A 23467-nucleotide genomic window follows, 5' to 3' on the forward strand; every position below is an offset into this window, starting at 1 on the left:
CAGAGGAGAAAGGTATGGTCACAGTACGTGAGCAGTTACCTGGACGGCTCCAAGAGCTGTCTGAGGAAGCGACTGTAGAACATGCCGCTGAAGCGCAAAGTAGTCTAGTCTCTTGGCTAGATCGAGTGCGTGGTATTTTGGATGGGGCAGAGCTGAAGCAACTTCAACAGGTTGCGGAGCTGACCTTAGCAAAAGAGTTACAAGCAACGGGAAATCATCGGATCAATACCTTTAGTACTGGTATTGGCATGGCGGATATTCTGGCCCATTTACATGTCGATGAAGACACGCTTTCAGCGGCGGTGTTGTATCGTAGTGTACGTGAAGGGTTGATTACCTTAGAGGATATTCAACAACAGTTTGGCGAGCAAGTTTTGGCTTTGGTCCAAGGCACACTTGCAATGGGTAAACTGTCTGAGTTGATTGAAAAGAATAAACGTCTAGAAGATCATTTTAATAATAACCAGCGCGAACATTTAAATGGCATTTATAAAATGCTGATTTCAGTGACGGAAGATGTTCGTGTTGTCCTGATCAAACTGGCAGAGCGGACCTATGCTTTACGTGAGCTGGCGACAGCAAGCAAAGAGCGTCAAGAGCGTGTGGCACGCGAAATTCTCACCATTTATTCTCCATTGGCACACCGTTTAGGGATTGCCCAGCTCAAGTGGGAATTGGAAGATCTTGCCTTTCGTTATTTAGCGCCAGAACGTTATAAAGAAATTGCATCTTTATTGAATGAAAAGCGTTTGGAGCGTGAGCAATATATTCAGTTCGTGATTGATAAACTCAAAACTGAATTGGCGGCTTATGATATTCAGGCCGAAATCACAGGGCGTGTGAAGCACATTTATTCGATTTATCGAAAAATGAAAAGCAAAAATCTGAGCTTCGATCAGCTTTATGATATCCGTGCAGTGCGTGTATTGGTGAAAAGTGTCCCAGATTGTTATCACGCTTTGGGTATCGTACATCAGATATGGCGTCATATTCCCAACCAGTTTGATGACTATGTCACCAATCCGAAAGCCAATGGTTATCGCTCATTGCATACCGCGGTGATTGCTGAGAATAAGTCTTTAGAAGTACAAATCCGTACCTTTGAGATGCATAACGAAGCAGAGCTTGGGGTGTGCTCGCACTTTAACTATAAAGAAGGTGCCAAGAATACCGATCATTCCTTTAATGATCGTTTGCATTCATTACGTGCTGTGCTTGAGCATTATCAAGAGCGTACTGAAACCACCCCACATGGTGAAGATGACGAGTCGAATGGCATTGATCAAATTCAAGATTTTGAGAATTTTGAAAAGATCTATGTGTTTAGCCGTGATGGGGACATTAAAGAGTTACCACGTGGTTCAACTGTTCTAGACTTTGCGTACCATGTGCATACCGAAGTCGGCAATAAGTGCTATGCCGCCCGTGTGAACCAGCGTTATGTGCCTTTAACCTACACCTTAAAGACCGGTGAGCAGGTTGAGATTTTAACCAAGAAAGATCGTGAACCGAACCGTGATTGGTTGGTGAACTCGCTGGGTTATATCAAAACCGCACGTGCACGTGACAAGCTACGTCATTGGTTTAGACAACAAGATCGCAGTAAGAATGTTGAAGTTGGGCGTGAGTTACTCAATAAAGAGTTGGCCCGTTTAGCGATTCACCCGAAAAGTATTGATCTCAAAGATTATTCATCACATTTCAACCTGAAATCTGGTGATGATATTCTGGTGGCATTGGTTAGTGGTGATATCAGTTTGCATGCCTTGATGAATCAAGTGAATCGCCAGATGCACTTGGATCAAGACGAGCCAGAACTGGTGTTAAAACCTGCATTAAACCCACGTGCTAGTCATACATTATCGGCACATGGGATTCTAATTGATGGTTTGGATAATGTTGAATTGCATATTGCACAATGTTGTCAGCCGGTACATGGCGAGTCGATTGGCGGCTATATCACCTTGAATCGTGGGGTCAGTATTCACAAGATTGCGTGTCCAGACTACTTACGTATGACCACCCAAGAACCTGAACGTGCTGTTGAAGCCGATTGGGAAATGCAGCCGACCCGTGGTCAGAGCGTTCAGATCGTGGTGGAAGCTTATGATCGCCGTGGTTTACTGAAAGATCTGACACAAGTGATTTTCTCAGACCAAATCAATATTCGTCAGGTTAATACCATTTCTGAGGCGGATGGTATCGCCAATATGAAGTTGTTGATTGAAGTGAAAGGTTTGGCACAACTGTCACGTTTGTTGGCTCGTTTAGAGCAGCAACCAGGGATTATCAGTGCCAGACGTTTGGTTCAAGGAAGCTAGACAATAAAATAAAAAAGCTGCATTTCGATGCAGCTTTTTTATATCTAACGTTTCGCTAAAAAGATATTGGTGAGTCGGTTTAAAAACTGTGGGCTAATACTGGAGAGCTGATACATCAATTTGGTTTTTATCCCAACAGGTGTGTGGGTTGGGATTAGGGCATGGTCTTTTTGTTGTGCTAAATGCAATACCTGTTTCGCCACATCAGCAGGGGTTAAATCCACACCAATATTTTGAATACTGCCCGCATCCATGTCTTTCACCATATTGGTTTGTACAAATAGCGGCATAACGTCTAAGACGCGAATATTATACTTTTGCCATTCGACATCCAAGGCTTCCGTTAAACCGCGAACTGCAAATTTGCTGGCAGAGTAAGATGCTAAATCAGCTTGACCATAAATCGCGGATGCTGAAGAAAGGTTAATCACACGTGCATAGTGGGCTTGTTGCAGATGGGGCAAGGCTGCATGACAACCATTCAAAACGCCTTTGACATTAATATCAATGGTGCGGTGATGTGATTGAATGGAGGTGTTTTCAAACGCACCTGAATAGAGAATTCCTGCATTATTGATCAAGATATTCAGTTCACCGGCCCAGCTTTTAAATTCTTGTAGTGCGATCTGCCATTGACGATGATTACTGACATCGAGATAACCTGCCTTGGCATTCTCTCCAAGTTGTTCAGCTAAGACTTGAGCTTGTTCTTCGTTGATATCATAGATGCCAACTTTGAAACCTTTTTTGTGAAATAAACGTGCGATTTCAGCACCAATTCCTTGTGCGGCCCCACTAATAAAAACACTATATGGCATGACTTTCCCTTGCTTTATATTGATAATTTTTGCGTGCGTGTATATTACGCATATGCAGCTTGGTGCTGCAACAATTTGCTTATTTGGGTGTGGAGATCATCATGGAAAAATTATTGGCAATCATGCAAGAGTTAAGACAAAAATGCCCGTGGGATCAACAACAAACCCCAGAAAGTTTGACACGATATGCCATTGAGGAGGCATATGAAGTTGAGGCTGCAATTCGCTCTGGTGAAGTGGATGAAATCCGCAATGAACTCGGTGATTTATTATTGCAAGTGGTGTTTCAATCTCAAATGTTTGATGAAAAAGGATTATTTAACTTTCAAGATGTGGTGGAGGCCATTAGTGAGAAATTAATTCGTCGCCATCCGCATGTATTTCAGGCTGAAAAATATCAAAATTTGGATTCCGAGCAGGTCGGCAAGTTGTGGAAACAAATCAAACAACAAGAAAAACAAGGTAAAATACAGTCAAGGTTAGATGAGATTAAACATGCGCCAGCCTTGGTTCAGTCACATGAAATTCAGAGTAAAGCCGCTCAGTTAGGCTTTGATTTTGAAAGTGTGGATGATGCCTATGCCAAATTAGATGAAGAGTTAGAAGAGTTACAACAGGCGATAACAAGCCAAGATGTTGATCATATTCAAGAAGAGTTCGGTGATTGTTTATTTTCTTTAATCAATGTGGGGCGAAAGTTGGGGGTGTCGAGTGAGACCGCACTACTGGCAACAATCCATAAATTTAGAAGCCGTTTTGCTTTTATTGAACAACAAGCTCAACAACAACAGAAAGACTTGCAAGCAATGAGTTTGGCTGAAATGGACGAACTCTGGGAGCAAGCTAAACAACAGTTAAAATCTCAGGAGAAAGACAATGAAGTTGCCGCATCTCCGCAGCAAACTTAATTTTTTTATAGGTTTTATTCTTTGCTTGGGAGGTGCTTCACACCTCCACGCACAGCAGTTTGACCAATCTTATCAGCAATGGAAAGCACAGCAGCAAGCGCGTGATCAGCAATTGGCGAAGCAGTCAGACAATAATTATTATTTATCTCGACCAACACAGCAGCACACTTCAAAGCAAATTCCATCATCTATAAATCTGCAGCGCGATAAAATCAGCTTGAACCAAGCAAGTTTACAGCAATTACAGCTGTTAAATGGTGTTGGCGAGAAAAAGGCGCAAGCCATTATGGAGTATCGGCAAAAAAATGGTGGCTTTAAACAAGTTGATGAGTTAATGAATATCAAAGGTATTGGGCCAAAATTACTTGAAAAAAACAGAGCAAGGCTCATGTTATGAACTTAGAACTGTCGAAATCGGATTGATTAGGCAGACTGAACTGTTGAAACTTCCAACAGAATAAATTGCCCTTTGTGTGTGTTAGAGCTATGATTAGCGACAAATTGTTATTTACGTCCTGACGTAGGAGACAGTGTCTTTTGCAAACTTTGCGTGCGTCAAAATGTGGTTTGTCCACAACTCAACTCCCTTCCTCAATTCTAGATGTGATTGATAGCCTGACAAAAGCAGGCTACGAGGCATATATTGTGGGTGGTGGTGTTCGAGACATGATGTTAGGTCTTAATCCAAAGGATTTTGACGCGGTTACTAATGCTACACCAGCCCAAGTCAAAGAGGTTTTTGGTCGACGTTGCCGGATTATCGGACGACGTTTTGAGTTAGCACATGTCTATTCTGGTCGCGAGCTGATTGAAGTCGCGACATTCCGTGCTCCGCCGAAAAAAGCAGTCACCAGTGCATCTGGGATGATTCTTCGTGATAATAACTGGGGGACGATTGAGCAAGACTTTGCTCGTCGAGACTTTTCGATCAATACCTTGTACTACCAGCCACGAAAAGGGGTTGTACTTGATTTCTGCCATGCAGTAGATGATATCAATACGCGGACCTTACGTTTTCTTGGTGAACCTGCACAGCGTTTTGAAGAAGATCCTGTGCGTATGTTGCGTGCTTTGCGCTTTGCCGCAAAATTGAATTTTAAAATTGATCAATCCATTCTTGATGTTTTTGATGCTGAGATGACGCAATTGTTGCGTGATGTCTCGCCACATCGTTTATATGATGAGTCTCAAAAACTATTCACTATGGGACATCTGACCCGTGTTCTACCGATGTTGATTGAGTTTGGTGTTTGGAAACAGCTGTTTGCTGAAATTCCACCGAATCTTACCGCTTTTATTGAGCGTGCAGCACGGAATACCGATCAGCGAATTCAAGTTGGTAAAACCATTAATCCAGCATTTTTCTATGCTGTATTGTTGTGGAAACCCTTTCTAGAGCGTTGTGATGCCTATCTAAGTAAAGGGGTTGTGCCTGCGGAAGCGCGTGCACAAGCTGGTTTGGATGTGTTGAAGCGCCAAGCGACGCGCACCATCATTCCGCGTTTTGCTGAAACCTTTATTCGTGAAGTTTGGGAAATGCAAACCCGTTTGCTCAATCCAAAACCACAACAAATCGAAGCACTGGCTGGACATGCGCGTTTCCGTGCAGGCTTTGACTTCCTACTGTTGCGGGAAAAATCAGGTGATAGCAGTACTGAAGGTATGGGCGTTTGGTGGGAAGCCTACCAAGAAATGACCACAGACCAAAAAGAAGCTGTGATTCGTCAATACAACCGTCAACGTAGTAAGACACGTCGTAAAGCAGCTGAGGTGGATGAGCCGAAGACTACTGAAATTGAGCCTTTGGTCAATGTACCTGAGCCGAGAAGTCGTCGAGGCAAAAAAGAGCGTGTTAGAGCTGATGAATCGGCCAGTCGTTTTATTGAGAAAGCATCTTCGACTTCAGGTCAAATCAATGCCGATCACCCGATCCTCAAGCGTAAACGTGTACAACGTGATCTTAGCCAAGTGGTTTTTGGGCCAACGCAATGACCATTCGTACTTATATTGGTCTAGGCAGTAACTTAGGCGATTCGCAGCAGATTTTGCGTGAAGCTGTTGCGAAGCTCGCGACCTTGGGAGCTGTACAGGTATCGCGACTGTATCAAAGTCCGCCGATGGGACCACAAGATCAACCCCACTATTTGAATGCCGTTGTTCAACTGGACACCACGCTAGCACCACTTGCTTTACTTGATCAATTACAACAATTTGAGCAAGAGTCGGGACGTGTCCGGTTACGACGTTGGGGAGAGCGGACCCTTGATCTGGATTTATTAATCTACGGTCAAGCGCAGATCCAAAATGACCGTTTGACCGTGCCGCACATGGGGCTCTTGCAACGTGATTTTGTGATTATTCCCTTATTAGATTTAGATGCTCATTTACAATTAAATGGACATTCATTAAAAGATTTAGAACTGGTGCAGCAAGCAAACTTGACTGTAATAGCAGACCAGTCTTGGGCAACTGCTTAAGACTGTTTCGTTCTGGAAACGCCTGTAGAGGACATCATCATGATTAGTCTAAGTGACTTAAGAAAGTTTAAAGCCGAAGGACGCAAGTTCTCATGTCTTACTTGCTATGATGCAAGTATGGCTAAAGCTATGGAATTGGCTGAAATTGATACGATTTTAATCGGTGACTCTCTAGGAATGGCGATTCAAGGCAGAGACTCTACACTTCCTGTCACTGTCGAAGATATGGCTTACCATACCGCAGCTGTACGTCGTGGTAATGCGCATGCCTTAATCATGACTGATCTACCATTTATGAGCTATGCAACGCTTGAAGATGGCTTGAAAAATGCCAAGACTGTAATGCAAGTCGGTGCACAAATGGTCAAGATTGAAGGTGGGGCTTGGCTTAGCGAGTTGGTGACGGTATTAACCCGTAATGGTATCCCTGTCTGTGTCCATTTAGGTCTAACACCACAATCTGTGCACGTGTTTGGCGGCTATAAGCTTCAAGCAAGAACACGCGAAGCCGCGGATCAATTGATTGCTGATTGCCAAGCGGTGGTTGATGCGGGCGCGGCGGTTTTATTGCTTGAATGTGTCCCAGCTCAACTCGGTAAAGAAATTGCTGAATTATTCCCGAATACGCCAGTGATCGGAATTGGCGCGGGCAATGAAACTGATGGTCAGGTTTTGGTGGTACAAGATATGCTCGGTTTGACCTTTGGTCGCGTAGCACGTTTTGTGCGCAACTTTATGAAAGAACAAGCGGGTGAAACCGCGATTGTTGATGCGTTTAAATCGTACCATGCCGCAGTGCAAGACCAGTCGTTTCCAGCCAAGGAACATACTTTCCAAGTTGAGCTTTAATTCATGAAAACTGAAACAACAATACAAGGCTTAACTGCATCACTTGCGCCTGCGCGCAGTTCAAAAAAATTGATTGGTTTTGTGCCAACTATGGGGAACTTGCACGAAGGTCATTTGACCTTGGTGCGTGAAGCAAAAAAACTGTGTGATGTGGTGGTGGTGAGTATTTTCGTCAATCCAATTCAATTTGGTGCAGGCGAGGATTTTGATAGCTATCCACGTACTTTAGAGCAAGATAGCCGTTTATTGGCAGATGTTGGTTGCGATATTATTTTTGCCCCAACGGTTGAGCAAATGTATGGCACTCAACCACGTTTGACCAATATTACTGTGGGTCAAATTACCGATGACCTGTGTGGGAAATCACGTCCAGGTCACTTTGACGGCGTTGCAGTTGTGGTCACCAAACTGTTCAATATCGTCCAACCTGATTTTGCTTTCTTTGGTCAAAAGGACTATCAGCAATTGGCGGTGATTCGCCAGTTGGTACAAGACCTGAATATGCCATTAGAAGTCATTGGTGTGCCGATTGTCCGTGCTGAAGATGGTTTGGCTTTAAGCTCGCGTAATGGGTATTTGACTGAACAGCAACGTGTTGTTGCACCGACGATTTACCAATTGCTCAAACAAGCCGAACAGCAATTGCATGAAGGACAAGCTTTGTCACAAGTGTTAGAAAATATCTCTGCTCAATTGACACAAGTGGGTTTTGTTGTGGATTATGTGGAAGCTCGACAAACCAACTTGCAACCTATTCAACAATTTGACCAAAACTTGGTGTTATTTATTGCAGCCAAGCTTGGTTCAACACGGTTGATTGATAACCTACAAATCGACTTTAAAACATAAAAAATGAAGGGCAAAACGCCATGAAGCGTATTCTTATCGTTACAGGTCAATCCGGTTCAGGAAAATCATCTGCACTGCAAGTGCTTGAAGACTTGGGCTATTATTGTATAGATAATTTACCTTTGGCGTTATTGCCTGAAATTGTGGCAAAACTTGATCATGAAAATAATCTGGAGCAACTCGCATTAGGCGTCGATATCCGAAGTACCCGTGCGGATATGCAAGAGTTTGATCATGTGTTTCAGCAGTTACAACGGCACGGCACGGTTGATATTATTTATCTAACCACACAGGATCAGGACTTGATTGCGCGCTTTAGTGCATCACGTCGACCACATCCTCTGGCCAGTCGCTTTAATAGTCTGTTGCAATGTATTCAGGAAGAGAAGCAATTGCTCATTCCGATACAATTCCGTTCCACGGTGCATATTGATACAACGGATAAAAGTGTTCATGATTTAAAACATATTTTATTGTCTAAGCTTGGACAGTCAGATAATTTAATCGTCATTTTACAGTCCTTTGGTTATAAGCATGGTATTCCGTTAGACGCAGATTATGTTTTTGACGTACGACATTTACCAAATCCGCATTGGGATTTAGAATTACGCCGTTTTTCAGGTTTAGATGAGCCTGTACGCCGCTTTTTAGAAGGTAGTCAACAAACCAATGAGATGTTTGAAGATATTTATACTTTTCTAGACAAGTGGTTGCCTGCTTTTGCAGAAGGGCATCGCCATTACATGACCATTTCTGTGGGATGTACAGGCGGGCAACATCGTTCGGTTTATATCGTAGATAGACTCAAACAAGCCCTTGAGGCAAAATGGGCTGTCCAAATCTTACATAGAGAAATGAAGCACTGGTCATGATAGACACAACAATTGATGTAATTAATAAACTCGGCTTACATGCTCGCGCATCTGGTAAACTAATTGAAGTGACGACCAAGTTTCGTTCTTCTATCCAAATTGGTAAAGGCGATAAATTAGTTGATGCAAAAAATATTATGTCATTGTTGATGTTAGGTGCGGGTAAAGGCACCACATTAAGATTGGTGATTGAAGGTGCTGATGAAGATAAGGCACTGGAAGAAATTCAAACGCTGTTCGCAGCAAAATTTTACGAGGCAGAGTAATAGTGGCACGTGGTACCCAACGTTATACCGATGAAGATTTTGAGTCATTAGAAGGACGTGCGAGTAGAACTGAGCAAAAAAAAGCTGTGCAGCGAATGGCAGCTTTGGGTGAGCAATTGGCTCAACTGAATAAAAAACAGATTCAGAAACTTCCAGTTGATGAGCGTCTCATTGATGCTTTACTTGAAATACAAAATATTAGTGCGCATGAAGCACGCCGTCGTCAATTTTTACGTATCGGTAAATTATTGCGAAATGAAGATGAAACCATCATTTTATCTTATTTAACACCGCAGCAAGGTGCTAAAAAACAAATGCAATTAATGCGTTGGGTTGATCGTATGATTGACCAAGGTGATCCAGTGATCAATGAGTTTAGTAAGGTGTTTAATGCATCTGAACGCCATACCTTACGCCAGCATGTATTGCGCATTCACCGTGATATGAAACAACAGGTGAGTGAAGAAGACCTTGCTGCTTCTAAGCTTAAATTTGTGAATTACGTACAACAAGTTGCCTTGTTATCTGAACAAGGTTAAAACTAAAAAAGAAGTTTCCAAGGAAACTTCTTTTTTTGATTATGAGTTTGCTGAGCTATCTGCCGCGCGCTCCTTTGCCCATTCTCTTAAAATAAATTTCTGTAATTTCCCTGTCGAAGTTTTGGGGATCTCAGTAATCACCACATCTTTTGGGACTTTAAATCGAGCGAGTTCTTTTTGACAATGGGCAATGATCTCCTCAGCCGATGCGGATGCTCCTTGTTTGAGTTCAATAAAAGCACATGGCACTTCTTGCCAGCGTTGATCAGGTTTGGCTACCACTGCGGCAGTAAGCACAGCAGGGTGGCGATAAAGCACATCTTCAACTTCGAGCGAGGAAATGTTTTCTCCACCTGAAATAATAATATCTTTCGAGCGATCCGTAATTTTGGCATAACCATCAGGATGACTCACAGCTAAATCACCTGTGTGAAACCAGCCACCTTTAAATGCGTCTTCTGTGGCTTGGGCATTTTTCAAATAACCTTTCATCACGATATTGCCACGGAACATGATTTCACCCATGGTTTGTCCATCATTGGGCACCGGTTGCATGGTGTCTGGATCAAGCACACGCATGCTGTCTTGCAAAGGATAAGGGACGCCTTGACGAGAGTGGAGTTGCGCTTGCTCCTGAATGGATAAATCGCTCCAGCCAGCCTGTGAAGCACATAAGGCAGAAGGACCGTAGGTTTCAGTCAAACCATAGACATGATTGACGTTAATACCAATATTGCGCATCCCCTCAATGATTGCTACAGGTGGAGCAGCACCTGCCACCATAACTTCAACATCATGCTCAAAAGCCGTTTTCTGTTCGCTTGGCGTGTTGATGAGCATGGACAATACAATTGGTGCGCCACAGAAATAATCTACTTTGTATGCTGCAATGTATTTGAAAATTAATGCCGGATCGACACGACGCAGACAAATATTAGTACCGCCACTGGCTGCAATTGACCAAGCAAAGCACCAGCCATTGCAATGAAACAGAGGTAAGGTCCAAAGGTATACTGCACGAGGTTTCATACCGCAGGCCAAAATATTACTTGCGGCATTCAGATAAGCACCACGATGATGATAGACCACACCTTTAGGATTGCCTGTGGTACCTGAGGTATAACTCAGACTAATTGCATCCCATTCATCTTGAGGCAGTAACCATTCAAAGGCAGGATCACCTTGTGCTATCCATGCTTCATATTCAAATTGACCAATTGCAATGTGTTCACCATCAAACTCAGTATCAAAGACATCAATAACAATAATGTCCTGTGGAACAAGCTGAAGTGCTTCTTCAGCAACCTGACGAAATTCAGGATCGACCAATAGCACTTTAGCTTCAGCATGTTCCAGCATAAAGGCAATGGTCTTGGCATCGAGACGGGTATTCAAGGTATTCAGAACTGCGCCAGCCATCGGCACGGCAAAATGTGCTTCAATCATGGCAGGGATATTGGGCAATAGCACTGAAACAGTATCGTTCTTTTGGATACCTAAATGACGGAGCTGATGTGCAAACTGACGGCAGCGCTGATAAGTCTGCTGCCATGTGATTTGGCGTTGGCCATGGATAATTGCAGCTTGATTGGGATAAATATAAGCAGCCCGTTCCAAGTAGCGTAAGGGTGATAAAGCAACAAAATTTGCTGGATTTCTGGGTAGTTCGTCATATGCACTTACCATGTGTCTTGCTCCATTTCCGTTCTTTTCATTTATTGGTATTAACCTAGACTGTCATTAAGTCTAAATCATTTAGGCTTTAGTCGGAGATCAATCTGAACTGATCTCGGGTTTTTCTGGTTCAGAGGTTTCATCCATAGCTAAACCCGTGTAAAATCTTCGATACTTTTTTATCCGCCGTTTTTTATTTTTTGAGGCTTGCCTCAATACATAATCTCGCGGTGATATGCTCCTTCGTATAGGGCATCACTCCTTAAGGATTTTATTATGCCAATCATTACTTTACCAAATGGTGATCAGAAACAGTTTGATCATCCGATTTCTGTGATGGAACTTGCTCAGAGCATTGGTCCAGGTCTTGCAAAGAATACTGTTGCTGGCCGTATCAATGATCGCTTGGTGGATGCTTGTGATTTAATCACAGAAGATGCGACAGTTCAGATTATTACCCCTAAAGATGAAGAAGGTTTAGAAATCATTCGTCACTCATGTGCGCACTTGGTAGGACATGCTGTTAAGCAATTGTTTCCAGAAGCGAAAATGGTGATCGGTCCTGTGATCGAAGAAGGTTTCTACTACGACATCTGGATGCCACGTCCATTTACTTTGGATGATATGGCTGCAGTTGAAGAGCGCATGAAAAAGCTCATCGACCAAGACTATGACGTCATCAAAAAGATGACACCACGTGAAGAAGTGATCGCCGAATTCACAGCACGCGGTGAAGAATACAAGTTACGCTTGATTGCAGACATGCCGAATGAAACTCAAATGGGCTTGTACTACCATCAAGATTATTTAGATATGTGCCGTGGTCCACACGTACCTAATACTAAATTCTTAAAATCATTCAAACTCACTAAAATCTCTGGTGCTTACTGGCGTGGTGATGCGAAGAATGAACAGCTACAACGTATTTATGGTACTGCTTGGGCTGATAAAAAACAGTTAGCTGCTTATATCAAACGTATTGAAGAAGCTGAAAAGCGTGACCATCGTAAAATTGGTAAGGCATTAGACTTGTTCCATATGCAAGAAGAAGCACCGGGCATGGTGTTCTGGCATCCGAACGGCTGGACGATTTACCAAGTGCTTGAACAATACATGCGTAAAGTTCAGCAAGACAATGGTTACCAAGAAATTAAGACACCGCAAATCGTAGACTTTACGCTTTGGGAAAAGTCTGGGCATGCGGCAAACTATGCTGAAAATATGTTTACGACGCATTCTGAAAGTCGTAACTATGCAGTTAAGCCAATGAACTGCCCATGTCACGTACAGGTCTTTAACCAAGGTTTAAAATCTTATCGTGATTTACCAATTCGCCTAGCTGAATTTGGTTCTTGTCATCGTAATGAGCCATCAGGTTCTTTGCACGGCATTATGCGTGTTCGTGGTTTTACTCAAGATGATGCACATATCTTCTGTACCAAAGAACAGATTGGTAAAGAAGTTGCAGACTTTATTAAGCTGACTTTGGATGTATATAAAGACTTCGGTTTTGAAGACGTGCAAATGAAATTGTCTACACGTCCAGAAAAGCGTGTGGGTGATGATGCACTTTGGGACTTGGCTGAAAAATCTTTGGCAGATGCTTTGGATGATGCTGGCTTGGCTTGGGACTTGCAACCAGGTGAAGGCGCATTCTACGGTCCGAAAATTGAATTCTCATTGAAAGACTGCTTAGGCCGTATCTGGCAATGCGGTACAATCCAGTGTGACTTCAACTTACCAATCCGTTTAGATGCATCTTATGTCACTGAAGATAATGATCGTGATCAACCAGTCATGCTTCATCGTGCAATTCTTGGCAGTTTCGAGCGTTTTATTGGTATACTAATTGAACACTATGCGGGCTTCATGCCACCATGGCTTACACCAATCCAAGCTTGTGTCATGAATATTACGGATTCACAAGCGGAAGCAAGTGAGCAAGTGGTCGCAAAACTCAAAGAAAATGGTCTTCGTGCTATTTCTGACTTGAGAAATGAAAAGATCGGATTTAAGATTCGTGAGCGTACCCTAGAGCGTATTCCTTACCTTCTTGTTCTCGGTGATCGAGAAGTTGAAGAAGGTACAGTCAATGTGCGTACTCGCTCAGGAAAAAATTTAGGTACTATGTCAGTAGATGCATTTATTGACTTAGTGAAATCTGCCGTTGCCGAACGTGGCCGGTATATCGTGGAGTAATAAAGATTAAACAGCCTGACCGTAACCAACAACAAGGTGCTAAAAGTAACCGTCCTGCAATTAACGATGAGATCCGTGCGAAAGAAGTACGCCTCGTCGCTGCAGATGGAGAACAAAAAGGTGTTGTTTCATTAAATGAAGCATTGCGTGCTGCAGAAGAAGCTAATCTTGACCTTGTTGAGATTGTGGCGAATGCAGAACCACCTGTTTGTAAAATCATGGACTACAACAAGCACTTATTTGACTTAAAGCAAAAGCAAAAAGATGCGAAGAAAAAACAGCATCAAGTGCAAGTGAAAGAAATCAAATTACGTCCTGCAACGGATGTAGGTGATTACCAAATTAAATTGCGTGCAATTTTACGTTTCCTTGAAGAAGGAAATAAGGTAAAAATCACTTTGCGATTCCGTGGTCGTGAGATGGCACATCAACAGCTTGGTTTGGCTCAATTGCAAAAAATTGAAGCAGACGTTGCTGAATTTGGCGTGATTGAACAAGCGCCGAAGATGGAAGGTCGTCAAATGGGCATGTTAATTGGTCCGAAAAAGAAAAAGTAATTTTTCTTATAAAAAAGCACCGCTCTCAGCGGTGCTTTTTTATGCCTAAAAATGTATAACCTAATTCGAGATAAATCTGTTAAAAAAATTCTCAGCATCATTGGAACAGATGAAAACAAGCTATGATAGGGTTTGTTGATAATTACACTATTTAAAAATAGGAATAAGATATGTCTACAATTACTGGTACTCAACAACTCTCTGAAATTAATCAAAAAGTGGTGCAAGAAGGCGAGGTTTTACCACAAGTCACATTGAAAGATGGTAGTCGAGTACAAACCGGTACCGTCGCGACCATGCTGCACAATATTAATTTATATAATGCAGGCGTTCGAGGTACGGTTGAAGAGGAGCTCATTTTAGCGGTGCCCACCTTATTTAAAGTCGGGATGTTTGATTTGTTCTCTGTGGAAGAGTGGATCAATGGCAGTAATGCTGGTCGTAAATTCGTTGGAGAGAAAGCCAAAGAATTCTTGGATAATCAAGCTTAAATCTTTGCAACATTGTCTTTGAAAACACCGCTTTATTGTTTCTTTTCGTGCTTGTCTACTGATCAATAAGTAGGAAGTGTGCTATAACGCAACAACAGTCAAGATAACGATGAATAGGACAATATAAAATGATTGACTTATATTATTGGGGTACACCCAATGGCCATAAAATAACAATCGCCTTAGAAGAAATGGGGCTCGAATATCAGATTTTTCCAATCAATATTTTGGAAAATGATCAGTTCCAGCCTGATTTTTTAAAAATCTCTCCCAATAATAAAATTCCAGCAATTGTCGATCAAAATGGTCCAAGAGGTGAACCGATTTCAGTATTTGAGTCGGGTGCGATCCTACAATATTTAGGTCGAAAAACAGGTTTGTTCTATCCGACCGATGAGCAAGAGCGAGTCGAGGTTGAACAATGGTTGATGTGGCAAATGGGGGGATTTGGTCCAATGCTTGGGCAAAATCACCACTTCAATAAGTTTGCCTCTGAACGTATTCCTTATGCGATTGATCGTTATGTCAATGAAACCAAGCGTTTGTATAGTGTCTTAAACAAACAGTTGATTGGTCAAAAGTTTGTAGCAGGCGAATACTCGATTGCGGATATGGCGATCTTACCTTGGGCATTGCGTTACGAATGGCAGGGCATTCAACTTAAAGACTATCCGTATGTGCAAGATTATATTGAACGCTTAACAGCTCGCCCTGCAATACAAAAAGCCTTGTCGATCAAAGTTGGATGAATCAAGGTATTGGACGACACTGCTACTTAAAGCATTGGGCGATTGCGATGGGATTGTTGTTGCTTACAGCAATCCTTTGTGCTCAGTTGCAAAAGCTCTATTCAGAGAGTCATTTAGCGGTTTTGGTATTTGCTTTTATTACTGTTTTAGGGCTCTTATTTTCTACACTCTTTGCTTGGCTACAGCTAGAAACCAAAAATTCATATTGGAGTAGCTGGTTTTTTGCTGGCTTTTTAAGTTTATCCTTAGTGTTATGTAGCTATCTTGATCATACGGTCTCTATTGATTGGGCTGCGGTTTCTGCGGGGGAAATGCAACTTAGCCTGTACCAAAAAATTATTAGATCTGATCTTACATTTTGGCTGTTATTTGTTTTTCCATTCATTTTTTCAGTTATGTATTTTTTTATTCGATCTAAAAAAGCGAAAACTAAAAATTAATCTTTGCAAAAGCCATGATTTCGGGCATGTAAGCCTGACTATTTTATAATTGTGTAATTTTTCATCTAGTCGATACATGTTCAAGCTACGATGATTTAAGTTCATCAAAGATAAAGCCTCATGCAAGCAAAAATATCAGCCCTTTATTTAAAAAAGCTTGGTTTTAAAGGAGATTTCTCTCCAACTTTGGCCAATTTAAAAAGCCTATTAAGTCTTCATGTGCAAGCTATTCCTTTTGGTAACTTATCCTCTTTTTTAGGAGAAGAGGTTGCATTAGCGTCAGACCCACTTGCGCAAAAATTATTGATTGAAAATCGTGAAGGCTATTGTCTAGAACACAGTACCCTAACCAGAATTGTTTTAACTGAACTGGGTTATGAAGCATATAACGTACTCGGTCGAGTGTATTATCAAAGTTCGCCTGTCAGTACTCCGGTGAGAACTCATTTGGTCACACTGGTACGTATTGATCAGCAATTATTTTTGTATGATCCTGGATTTGGAGGGATGACGCCGACCACGGTTTTATCTTTTGATAAGATCGGTGAAACACAGCAAACACCACTCGAACCGTTTAGATTTGTTGAAGTTGCCCAGAGTGGTTTGGATACGACTGTACTGACAGAAATGACTTATATGTTGCAAGTCTGTATTCATAATCAATGGATCAATGTCTATTCGATTAACCCCAACCAACAAATTGCAGATGCAGATGCTGTAGTTGCAAACTGGTACATTTCGACTTCGCCTGAATCCTTATTTACCCAGTATTTAATGTTATCTACTGCCAATGCAGAAATGCGAATAACCTTAAAAGATCGTGTTTTAAGAACACATGGCAAAGAAAGCTCTGACAAGAAAGAGTTAAACACCTTGGATGAATTTGAGGATGTGATTAAAACAGTCTTTCGGATTGATATTTCGCAGGAGATGCTTGAAGCGACTTGGGCAAAATTAACCTTGAATCCATAGCGTTCACGTTATATGGTCTGCTCTTGATGATGTGTGGCTCCGAGTTTAAGAGAACCTTGTTTTGATGTCTTATTTGTTATTGTTTCTCTCAGCCTTTGGTGCTGCCACCTTATTGCCTTTACAGTCTGAAGCGGTATTAATGACCTTGCTGATACAAGGTTTATCCAATCCTTTTTATCTCATCTTGGTTGCGACCATTGGCAATGTCTTGGGTTCCTGTGTGAATTGGTGGCTTGGATTAAAAATTGAGCATTTTAAAGATAAGAAATGGTTTCCTGTTTCAGAACAACGGTTGTTACAAGCACAGCAGATTTATCATAAATATGGCTTTTATTCCTTACTACTAAGTTGGACTCCTGTGATTGGTGATCCCATTACCTTGATTGCTGGGTTGATGAAAGAGAACTTTTGGCGATTTTTATTGATTGTCACCATCGCCAAAGGTGGGCGTTATTTAACGTTATATGCTTTATATATCGGGCTCTTTTAATGAGGAAGGGAAAGATGGGCTCTTTCCCTTTTATTTAGTGATCCGAACCTTTCGTAATATCGACTTTGAATAAGTCATTGGTTTTAAACCAGCAGTAACTTACTACAGCAAGGGTCATACAACCGCCAAGAATAGTTGCCGTGATTGTGCCGAGGTATTTGGCTGCGAGACCTGATTCAAAAGCCCCCAGTTCATTACTTGAAGAAACAAACATCCCATTCACTGCCGCGACACGACCGCGCATATTTTCAGGCGGGAAAATTTGCAAGATGGTTTGACGAACCACGACTGAAACACTGTCACAAGCACCGGTCATGGCTAAGGCAAATAATGAAAGCCACATATGATTTGAGAAGGCGAACAGAATGGTAAAAATACCAAAACCTGCTACCGCTAATAACATATTTCGCCATGCATGTTGCATCGGAGGAAATTTGGTGAGTGCAATCATGGTGATGAGAGCACCAATAGATGGAGCGGCACGTAAATAGCCAAGACCTTCAGGGCCGACTTTTAGGATTTCCTCAGCGAAAATTGGCAATAACGCAATCACACCACCAAATAGAACCGATACTAGATCAAGTGAGATTGCCCATAAAACGATTTTAGTTTTCCAGATAAAGCGGAAACCATCAGTCAGGCTTTGTAGTACATTCTCCGTTTCCATTTTAGGGAAAGTACGATTTTGTAAACGCGTAATTAAGATGAAGCAGGTGGCCAATAAAGCCGTAACAGCAAATAAGCTGGTTTCACGTCCCAGAAATGCCAGCATAAAACCACCGAGCATAGGACCGATGATCACACCACTTTGCCATCCAATTGTGGTCCATGTTGCACCATTGGCATACAGTTCACGCGGAATTAGAAAAGGTTTAAGTGAGGTTGCCGATGGATTATAAAAACCTCGAATGGTCCCTAAAGCAAAAATCACGGCATAGATACCCCAAGACAGCGTGCTGATACCAATTTTTTCTAAGCCGTGTAAATGAAACAGTGTCCAGAGAATTAAAGGTAATGGAATCGAAAAGAATAAGCAGATTTTCATAATGGTCTGTTTATTCAATTTGTCGGCGAAATAACCGCCCCATAAAGACAGCGTGATAAATGGAATCGCTTCTGCCAGACCAATGAAACCCAAGGTGAGTGGATCACGGGTGATTTGATAAAGTGAATAGGCGACGATAATTTCCTGAATCAAAATTGCCAGTGTTAAGCAGAATTGATTAACGGTCACAATAGAGAAATCTCGGTACCGTAATGCAGCGAAAGCATCATTTTGTATAGTCATATTCTTTTGAATTTAAGAGCTTGTATTTATTATAGGTGTTAATTTTATGGATGTTTCTCGTAATTTGAGAATTGGTTATAGAAAATAACGTTTATAGAAAAGAGACGATTTACTATCAAAAAATGAGCATTTTACTTTCGTTTTAGCTTGCTATGCTTTAGAATACTGGCTCCCTTACCTGCAGGTCGTTTTTGCAATGGTGCAAACGTTCCGAACAGGTGTTCAAAAGAGGTTGTTATGCCTAAGATGAAAACTCGCCGTGGTGCAGCTAAACGCTTCAAAGCGACTGCAAACGGCTTTAAGCGTAAACAAGCGTTCAAACGCCACATTTTGACCAAAAAATCTGCTAAGCGTATCCGTCAATTGCGCGGCTGTGTAATGGTTCACGTAAGTGACGTTGCATCAGTTCGTGCTATGTGCCCATACATCTAAGGAGATTATAAATGGCTCGTGTAAAACGTGGTGTAGTGGCTCATCGTCGTCACAAAAAAATTCTTGCTCGCGCTAAAGGTTACTATGGTGCTCGTTCACGCGTTTATCGCGTAGCGTTCCAAGCGGTAATCAAAGCTGGTCAATACGCTTACCGTGACCGCCGTCAAAAGAAACGTCAATTCCGTGCTTTATGGATTGCGCGTATCAATGCTGGTGCTCGTCTTAACGGTTTGTCATACAGCCGTATGATCGATGGCTTGAAAAAAGCTCAAGTGATCATCGACCGTCGCGTATTAGCTGACATCGCTATGCATGATGCAGTTGCATTTGCTGCTTTAGCTGAAAAAGCTAAAGGCGCATTAGCTGCATAAGCTTAGAGATTCAAAGAAGGCCGCTTTTTAGCGGTCTTTTTTATTTTTAGTGAATTGGATTTTCAATAATAGATAATAATCAGAGATAGATAATGCGAGATGAACAATTTTTAAATGATTTAATTCAACAAGTCCAACAAGGTTGCCCATTTAAATATTTATATTTCTGGGGACATACCCCAAAGCAAACCAACCATGTAGACAAAAGCTGTTTTAGCCAGTGGTTTCCATCGCCATTCAAACAGGAGGGTGTTGAATATCTCACAGCGGAACATTATATGATGGCGCAAAAAGCAAAACTCTTTAACGATGAAGATGTTTTTGCACAAATCTTAAAAGTTAAGCATCCCAATGATGCAAAGCAGTTAGGACGCAAAGTGCACAACTATGACGAGCAGATTTGGCAAGAAAAACGTTTTGATATTGTGGTACAGGCAAACTTTGCCAAATTTTCACAGCATCCTGAATTAAGAGATTTCTTGATTGCCACGCATGATCGTATTTTGGTTGAAGCATCGCCGGTTGATAAGATTTGGGGGATTGGTATGGCACAAGATCACCAGCATATCCAAGACCCGAGCCAATGGCAGGGATTAAATTTACTTGGTTTTGCACTTATGCAGGTGCGTGCTCAGTTGCTATAGGCACAAAATGAAAAAGACCGCTTTTTAGTGGTCTTTTTCATTGGCTAATTTTTTAAGTACTTTATATATGGCATAGATAAAAGCAAGAACCAGAATAAAAAGATTACCCCAATCAACTGCGAAATAAGCTAAGGTCCATAACGCGCAATAACACCATAGCATGGACCATAGAAATTTTATGATTCCTGACCAATGAAAGTGGGGTTGAGGTTCTGTGAATGAAAAAGTTTCATGCTCTGCTAATGGGAGAGTGTTTTTTGAAAAATCGATAGAATCTATAGATTTAGGATGAAATTTAAAAGCATTGTGTTGATCATGGTAGTCACTGATATTTGAGTTCTGATATTGGTTGGCCGTATATTTAAAGATAAGGACGTGGAATTCTTCGAGTGTATTACGTGCAGTATCAAATTCTAGTTTTTCAGTTTCAGACATGTGCCAGTAATCACCATTGTCATTTTTGATATGAGATTCATTATCAAACTGACTTTTTAAGCGAGCAGCATTGAGCATTAAAATACTGGCATAATTCTTTTTCAGATTATAGGGGAGTACAGGGAACTGTTCTTCAATTTGATACATATCGCCTTCATAGCAATTATTATCAGTCAACGGAATAGGGTAACTTCCAAAGCGTCGAGCCACTGCAAAATGATAGATTTTTTCTTGGTATTCATTGAAAAAGCTTTGCCAAGAGATAGGTTTTAAATCTTCAGCAATACTGGAAATAGCCACGACAGGAAGATCGATCAACACATAGTTTTCAACGCTGTCATGGTAATTGTTATAGTCTGAGTATAATGGGTATCCATCGTTATCATAGCTTTGCCAAAGTGATTTTTCTTCACAATGGATCAGTGCTTTTAACTGTTGTTGAGGAAAATGGCAGACAATACAAAAGTCACTATCACTTTGGGTGAAATTAAAAAGTTTCGATTCGTTCAAATAATTTGAGAGATTGGATGCCGAATGTAAACTGATTTTTTCTAGACCTTGTGATTTCAGAAAACTTAAAAAATGTGAAGCAGAGCCTGCCAGTAAATTACCTTGCTCAATATTTCGTAAAATAGGAAAGTGGGTGAAGAGTAAAGGGTGGCGGTCTAAAAGCTCGGAATCTACGCCGCCAGTTAAAAATTCATTTCCATAACTGACTAATGCGATTTGACGGTAAATTCTTGGTAAATGGAGATACACTCTTCTTCCTATTATAATCATTTTGAATTAGAGATAGAGTGATCAAAAAGTAATGAGAAAACAATACCATTTTCGCAATATTGGACAAGATCTCTATATCTGGGATGTTCATCATTTACTTGAGTTGACGAAAAACTTGATGCCTAAGAAAATTTTACTGGCTGATATTCAAGAGCTAAACGAAGCCTATTGGTTTCCAGATCAATATCCAACAACACAACAAATCATTGAGCACTTTCAACTGATTCAAGATGCTGATCTGAGTTATCCAATTATCTTATGTGCACAAGGGCGTGTGATGGATGGAATGCATCGCGTCGCTAAAGCCAGTTTACTTCAATACACAGATATTCTCGCCGTGCAATTTGAACAAACCCCTGAACCTGATTTCCTCAATATGGATGAAGATGATTTAGATTATGATGAGTAAGATAATCTATTGATTTATTTAATGATTACATAACCCAAACATGTTCGATTAGACTTTTACGCTGAAATCTTTTTACAGTAAAGAAAACAGCATCAGGATAAAAATATGTTAGTGAGTGTAGAAGGGTTACAGCAAGGTGCATTTGAAACAGAACTGAGTATTGTGCCTAGAAAGGGTGAAACCATCCGAATTTTTTATGGGCCAGATGCTGAAGTTGAAGGTGAAATTGAAAATGTGCATCACATTGTTAATCAGCATGATGGCGGGCATAAAGTGATTATCAGAATTCGCCCCACCTTCTAAAACGATAAAAGAAAAACCTAGATGGTGTGATCTAGGTTTTTTTATGCATGGTGTTGTTACAGACCAAAATAATAAGCAAGCAGACAGATAATTACAGTTAGGATAATCAGTTTGATAACACCTGATGTGCCAACTTTATGCTGTTGGGCTTTATCTAGTTGATGTGGGATTTCCATCGTTCGATCAATAATTTCAGGCTCTTCTGCTGTGAATTGGGCCGTTTGGTAATGATTTGCTGTTTTCACAATTAATTTTGCAAATAAATCATCGGTCTTCTGGGCGAAATTACGCAAATTGATTTGTTCTTCAGGACTGATCAATTCACCTGTCGCATGATAAGGATGTTGTCTTTGTTGCTCCAAATAATCAGCCAAAGCTTGAGTACGATATAACAGGCGATGTGCACAATCAGCGGGATAATCAGTTGGAATCAATGCGAGTTGCTGGTTTGGTGTACTGATCGAATCAAATTCATAGCCATAGAAAGGGAGGTCCTGTTGTTCTGGCTCAGAAAAATGTTCTGCATATTTACTATCGAACAGTTCTTTTTCCAAGAAAATGGCCACCTGATTCCAATTCACTTTTTGTAAGTCAGTATCAATTTTTTTAGCGAATTTATCATTCAACTCATAACGCCAAAACACTTCTTGGCGGAGTGTTGTTTGTTGGGGTATCGGTATATCAAAGGCTTGATCACTGTTATCCCATTCAGCCAGTTCATGTCCACAAATCCATGCGGTTTTTTTATTGCCTTGGTGGCTCACAATAAAATGTGCGAAGGGAAGCAGCTCTACATTGGCATTTGGATTTTGCTCATCATTGAGTACGCTGGATAAATGTAGGCTGAGTTTTTTAACCCCTTGTTTTTTTAAGCCTTCAAGCCAAATCTGGAAATGTTGTGCCAACAGGTGCTGGGAGAGTAAATCCCTAAAGATCAGTCGATTTTGATTGAAAATCGGATGTTCAATCCAACGACTAAAATTGAGTTCACCTGCAAGAAACTCATTGCCATAAGTCACAAGTGTAAGCTGTTGTTTCCAGATTTGATCAAGCGCCATCGTTATTCTTTCTCATTGACGAATTAGGGTTTATTGATATTTCACCTTGCGAGCTAAAGCTCTCATTGCGACAGCGGACATTTTTTTGATGCTACAAGGCATGTCTTATGTAATTTAGCCATTCTAAATAAATAAGAGATAACGCATCTGTCCTTGCGCTGCGATCAAAGCAGTGCTTTGATCTTACTCAGGTTATGGCTAAAACCTCCCTAAACTGTGTTATGAAACTTGACAAGGGGTTTGCGATTGTCTGCGTTTCATGCCTTGTTTATGTCG

At 41.3% G+C, this 23467-nt stretch carries 27 protein-coding genes; 22 read left to right on the forward strand and 5 right to left on the reverse strand.

Annotated elements, in window-relative coordinates:
* The first annotated feature begins 14 nt into the window (after positions 1-14).
* Positions 15-2321 carry a RelA/SpoT family protein gene (locus F902_RS21325; protein WP_004804453.1) on the forward strand — a complete coding sequence of 769 codons (2307 nt, stop codon included), beginning with the start codon at positions 15-17 and terminating at the stop codon, positions 2319-2321.
* Between the two features lie 44 nt (positions 2322-2365).
* Here F902_RS21325 and F902_RS21330 read toward each other — a convergent pair whose 3' ends face one another.
* Positions 2366-3139, reverse strand: coding sequence for an SDR family oxidoreductase (locus tag F902_RS21330; RefSeq protein ID WP_005207049.1), 774 nt, complete (start codon positions 3137-3139; stop codon positions 2366-2368).
* Positions 3140-3240: 101 nt separating this feature from the next.
* Here F902_RS21330 and mazG point away from each other — a divergent pair, with 101 nt between their 5' ends.
* From mazG to yjgA, 9 genes are all read left to right on the forward strand, one after another.
* Positions 3241-4047, forward strand: a complete 807-nt coding sequence (mazG, locus tag F902_RS21335) for a nucleoside triphosphate pyrophosphohydrolase (protein ID WP_005207052.1) — start codon at positions 3241-3243, stop codon at positions 4045-4047.
* Positions 4016-4444, forward strand: a complete 429-nt coding sequence (locus F902_RS21340; protein ID WP_005207054.1) for a ComEA family DNA-binding protein — start codon at positions 4016-4018, stop codon at positions 4442-4444. Before mazG ends, F902_RS21340 begins: the two co-directional genes overlap by 32 nt.
* 140 nt (positions 4445-4584) lie before the next feature.
* Positions 4585-6039 carry a polynucleotide adenylyltransferase PcnB gene (gene pcnB, locus F902_RS21345; protein WP_005207055.1) on the forward strand — a complete coding sequence of 485 codons (1455 nt, stop codon included), beginning with the start codon at positions 4585-4587 and terminating at the stop codon, positions 6037-6039.
* A complete protein-coding gene (folK, locus tag F902_RS21350; protein WP_005207056.1) occupies positions 6036-6524 on the forward strand; it encodes a 2-amino-4-hydroxy-6-hydroxymethyldihydropteridine diphosphokinase in 489 nt (162 codons plus the stop codon). Before pcnB ends, folK begins: the two co-directional genes overlap by 4 nt.
* Positions 6525-6563: 39 nt before the next feature.
* Complete coding sequence (gene panB / locus F902_RS21355) at positions 6564-7373, forward strand: 3-methyl-2-oxobutanoate hydroxymethyltransferase (protein ID WP_004655682.1); 810 nt, start codon at positions 6564-6566, stop codon at positions 7371-7373.
* Positions 7374-7376: 3 nt separating this feature from the next.
* The gene (gene panC, locus F902_RS21360; protein WP_005207059.1) at positions 7377-8222 is read left to right on the forward strand and encodes a pantoate--beta-alanine ligase; all 846 of its coding nucleotides are present in this window, start codon (positions 7377-7379) and stop codon (positions 8220-8222) included.
* A 20-nt stretch (positions 8223-8242) separates the two neighbouring features.
* Entirely contained in the window at positions 8243-9094 is an 852-nt protein-coding gene (gene rapZ, locus F902_RS21365; RefSeq protein WP_004804464.1) for an RNase adapter RapZ, read from the forward strand.
* Positions 9091-9360 carry an HPr family phosphocarrier protein gene (locus F902_RS21370; protein WP_004804467.1) on the forward strand — a complete coding sequence of 90 codons (270 nt, stop codon included), beginning with the start codon at positions 9091-9093 and terminating at the stop codon, positions 9358-9360. The genes rapZ and F902_RS21370 overlap by 4 nt, the downstream gene beginning before the upstream one ends.
* 2 nt (positions 9361-9362) lie before the next feature.
* Complete coding sequence (gene yjgA / locus F902_RS21375; protein ID WP_005207061.1) at positions 9363-9899, forward strand: ribosome biogenesis factor YjgA; 537 nt, start codon at positions 9363-9365, stop codon at positions 9897-9899.
* A 39-nt stretch (positions 9900-9938) separates the two neighbouring features.
* Here yjgA and F902_RS21380 read toward each other — a convergent pair whose 3' ends face one another.
* Positions 9939-11585 carry an acyl-CoA synthetase gene (locus tag F902_RS21380; RefSeq protein ID WP_005207063.1) on the reverse strand — a complete coding sequence of 549 codons (1647 nt, stop codon included), beginning with the start codon at positions 11583-11585 and terminating at the stop codon, positions 9939-9941.
* A 264-nt stretch (positions 11586-11849) separates the two neighbouring features.
* Between F902_RS21380 and thrS the strand changes: the two genes are divergently transcribed.
* The 7 genes from thrS to F902_RS21415 all read left to right on the forward strand — a co-directional run bounded on the left by thrS (position 11850) and on the right by F902_RS21415 (position 17471).
* Positions 11850-13772, forward strand: a complete 1923-nt coding sequence (gene thrS, locus F902_RS21385) for a threonine--tRNA ligase (protein WP_004804472.1) — start codon at positions 11850-11852, stop codon at positions 13770-13772.
* A gap of 5 nt (positions 13773-13777) precedes the next feature.
* Positions 13778-14329, forward strand: coding sequence for a translation initiation factor IF-3 (gene infC / locus F902_RS21390; RefSeq protein WP_081400781.1), 552 nt, complete (start codon positions 13778-13780; stop codon positions 14327-14329).
* Between the two features lie 170 nt (positions 14330-14499).
* Positions 14500-14820, forward strand: a complete 321-nt coding sequence (locus tag F902_RS21395; protein ID WP_005207065.1) for a DUF7709 family protein — start codon at positions 14500-14502, stop codon at positions 14818-14820.
* Positions 14821-14948: 128 nt separating this feature from the next.
* Complete coding sequence (locus tag F902_RS21400) at positions 14949-15569, forward strand: glutathione S-transferase N-terminal domain-containing protein (RefSeq protein WP_005207067.1); 621 nt, start codon at positions 14949-14951, stop codon at positions 15567-15569.
* Complete coding sequence (locus tag F902_RS21405; protein ID WP_005207069.1) at positions 15566-16009, forward strand: hypothetical protein; 444 nt, start codon at positions 15566-15568, stop codon at positions 16007-16009. The genes F902_RS21400 and F902_RS21405 overlap by 4 nt, the downstream gene beginning before the upstream one ends.
* Positions 16010-16129: 120 nt before the next feature.
* The gene (locus F902_RS21410; protein WP_005207071.1) at positions 16130-16981 is read left to right on the forward strand and encodes an arylamine N-acetyltransferase family protein; all 852 of its coding nucleotides are present in this window, start codon (positions 16130-16132) and stop codon (positions 16979-16981) included.
* A 64-nt stretch (positions 16982-17045) separates the two neighbouring features.
* Positions 17046-17471, forward strand: a complete 426-nt coding sequence (locus F902_RS21415) for a YqaA family protein (RefSeq protein ID WP_005207073.1) — start codon at positions 17046-17048, stop codon at positions 17469-17471.
* A 34-nt stretch (positions 17472-17505) separates the two neighbouring features.
* On the opposite strand, the gene F902_RS21420 is transcribed toward F902_RS21415, so the two are convergent.
* On the reverse strand, positions 17506-18759 hold the full coding sequence (locus F902_RS21420; RefSeq protein ID WP_005207075.1) for an MFS transporter: 1254 nt from the start codon (positions 18757-18759) through the stop codon (positions 17506-17508).
* Between the two features lie 237 nt (positions 18760-18996).
* On the opposite strand from F902_RS21420, the gene rpmI reads away from it, so the two are divergent.
* From rpmI to F902_RS21435, 3 genes are all read left to right on the forward strand, one after another.
* Positions 18997-19191, forward strand: coding sequence for a 50S ribosomal protein L35 (rpmI, locus tag F902_RS21425; protein WP_004804484.1), 195 nt, complete (start codon positions 18997-18999; stop codon positions 19189-19191).
* 11 nt (positions 19192-19202) lie between these two features.
* The gene (gene rplT, locus F902_RS21430) at positions 19203-19562 is read left to right on the forward strand and encodes a 50S ribosomal protein L20 (protein ID WP_004664213.1); all 360 of its coding nucleotides are present in this window, start codon (positions 19203-19205) and stop codon (positions 19560-19562) included.
* 92 nt (positions 19563-19654) lie between these two features.
* Positions 19655-20206 (forward strand): NADAR family protein, encoded by a 552-nt coding sequence (locus F902_RS21435; RefSeq protein ID WP_005207078.1) that lies wholly within the window; start codon positions 19655-19657, stop codon positions 20204-20206.
* 24 nt (positions 20207-20230) lie between these two features.
* On the opposite strand, the gene F902_RS21440 is transcribed toward F902_RS21435, so the two are convergent.
* Positions 20231-21400: a hypothetical protein gene (locus tag F902_RS21440; protein ID WP_005207080.1), complete on the reverse strand. Its 1170-nt coding sequence runs from the start codon at positions 21398-21400 to the stop codon at positions 20231-20233.
* 52 nt (positions 21401-21452) lie between these two features.
* Here F902_RS21440 and F902_RS21445 point away from each other — a divergent pair, with 52 nt between their 5' ends.
* Both F902_RS21445 and F902_RS21450 read left to right on the forward strand, forming a co-directional pair.
* On the forward strand, positions 21453-21830 hold the full coding sequence (locus F902_RS21445; RefSeq protein WP_005207082.1) for a hypothetical protein: 378 nt from the start codon (positions 21453-21455) through the stop codon (positions 21828-21830).
* 105 nt (positions 21831-21935) lie between these two features.
* Positions 21936-22133, forward strand: coding sequence for a hypothetical protein (locus F902_RS21450; protein WP_004655648.1), 198 nt, complete (start codon positions 21936-21938; stop codon positions 22131-22133).
* 56 nt (positions 22134-22189) lie between these two features.
* Here F902_RS21450 and F902_RS21455 read toward each other — a convergent pair whose 3' ends face one another.
* Positions 22190-23191 carry a hypothetical protein gene (locus tag F902_RS21455; protein ID WP_005207083.1) on the reverse strand — a complete coding sequence of 334 codons (1002 nt, stop codon included), beginning with the start codon at positions 23189-23191 and terminating at the stop codon, positions 22190-22192.
* Positions 23192-23467 lie beyond the last annotated feature (276 nt).

This window comes from Acinetobacter higginsii, from assembly GCF_000369525.1.
In the GTDB taxonomy this organism is placed as follows: domain Bacteria; phylum Pseudomonadota; class Gammaproteobacteria; order Pseudomonadales; family Moraxellaceae; genus Acinetobacter; species Acinetobacter higginsii.

Coding starts and splice junctions, on each gene's coding strand:
- F902_RS21325 (WP_004804453.1), top strand. CDS start 15: ATGGTCACAGTACGTGAGCAGTTACCTGGACGGCTCCAAGAGCTGTCT.
- F902_RS21330 (WP_005207049.1), bottom strand. CDS start 3,139: ATGCCATATAGTGTTTTTATTAGTGGGGCCGCACAAGGAATTGGTGCT.
- mazG (WP_005207052.1), top strand. CDS start 3,241: ATGGAAAAATTATTGGCAATCATGCAAGAGTTAAGACAAAAATGCCCG.
- F902_RS21340 (WP_005207054.1), top strand. CDS start 4,016: ATGAAGTTGCCGCATCTCCGCAGCAAACTTAATTTTTTTATAGGTTTT.
- folK (WP_005207056.1), top strand. CDS start 6,036: ATGACCATTCGTACTTATATTGGTCTAGGCAGTAACTTAGGCGATTCG.
- panB (WP_004655682.1), top strand. CDS start 6,564: ATGATTAGTCTAAGTGACTTAAGAAAGTTTAAAGCCGAAGGACGCAAG.
- panC (WP_005207059.1), top strand. CDS start 7,377: ATGAAAACTGAAACAACAATACAAGGCTTAACTGCATCACTTGCGCCT.
- rapZ (WP_004804464.1), top strand. CDS start 8,243: ATGAAGCGTATTCTTATCGTTACAGGTCAATCCGGTTCAGGAAAATCA.
- F902_RS21370 (WP_004804467.1), top strand. CDS start 9,091: ATGATAGACACAACAATTGATGTAATTAATAAACTCGGCTTACATGCT.
- F902_RS21380 (WP_005207063.1), bottom strand. CDS start 11,585: ATGGTAAGTGCATATGACGAACTACCCAGAAATCCAGCAAATTTTGTT.
- thrS (WP_004804472.1), top strand. CDS start 11,850: ATGCCAATCATTACTTTACCAAATGGTGATCAGAAACAGTTTGATCAT.
- F902_RS21395 (WP_005207065.1), top strand. CDS start 14,500: ATGTCTACAATTACTGGTACTCAACAACTCTCTGAAATTAATCAAAAA.
- F902_RS21400 (WP_005207067.1), top strand. CDS start 14,949: ATGATTGACTTATATTATTGGGGTACACCCAATGGCCATAAAATAACA.
- F902_RS21405 (WP_005207069.1), top strand. CDS start 15,566: ATGAATCAAGGTATTGGACGACACTGCTACTTAAAGCATTGGGCGATT.
- F902_RS21410 (WP_005207071.1), top strand. CDS start 16,130: ATGCAAGCAAAAATATCAGCCCTTTATTTAAAAAAGCTTGGTTTTAAA.
- F902_RS21415 (WP_005207073.1), top strand. CDS start 17,046: ATGTCTTATTTGTTATTGTTTCTCTCAGCCTTTGGTGCTGCCACCTTA.
- F902_RS21420 (WP_005207075.1), bottom strand. CDS start 18,759: ATGACTATACAAAATGATGCTTTCGCTGCATTACGGTACCGAGATTTC.
- rpmI (WP_004804484.1), top strand. CDS start 18,997: ATGCCTAAGATGAAAACTCGCCGTGGTGCAGCTAAACGCTTCAAAGCG.
- rplT (WP_004664213.1), top strand. CDS start 19,203: ATGGCTCGTGTAAAACGTGGTGTAGTGGCTCATCGTCGTCACAAAAAA.
- F902_RS21435 (WP_005207078.1), top strand. CDS start 19,655: ATGCGAGATGAACAATTTTTAAATGATTTAATTCAACAAGTCCAACAA.
- F902_RS21445 (WP_005207082.1), top strand. CDS start 21,453: ATGAGAAAACAATACCATTTTCGCAATATTGGACAAGATCTCTATATC.
- F902_RS21450 (WP_004655648.1), top strand. CDS start 21,936: ATGTTAGTGAGTGTAGAAGGGTTACAGCAAGGTGCATTTGAAACAGAA.
- F902_RS21455 (WP_005207083.1), bottom strand. CDS start 23,191: ATGGCGCTTGATCAAATCTGGAAACAACAGCTTACACTTGTGACTTAT.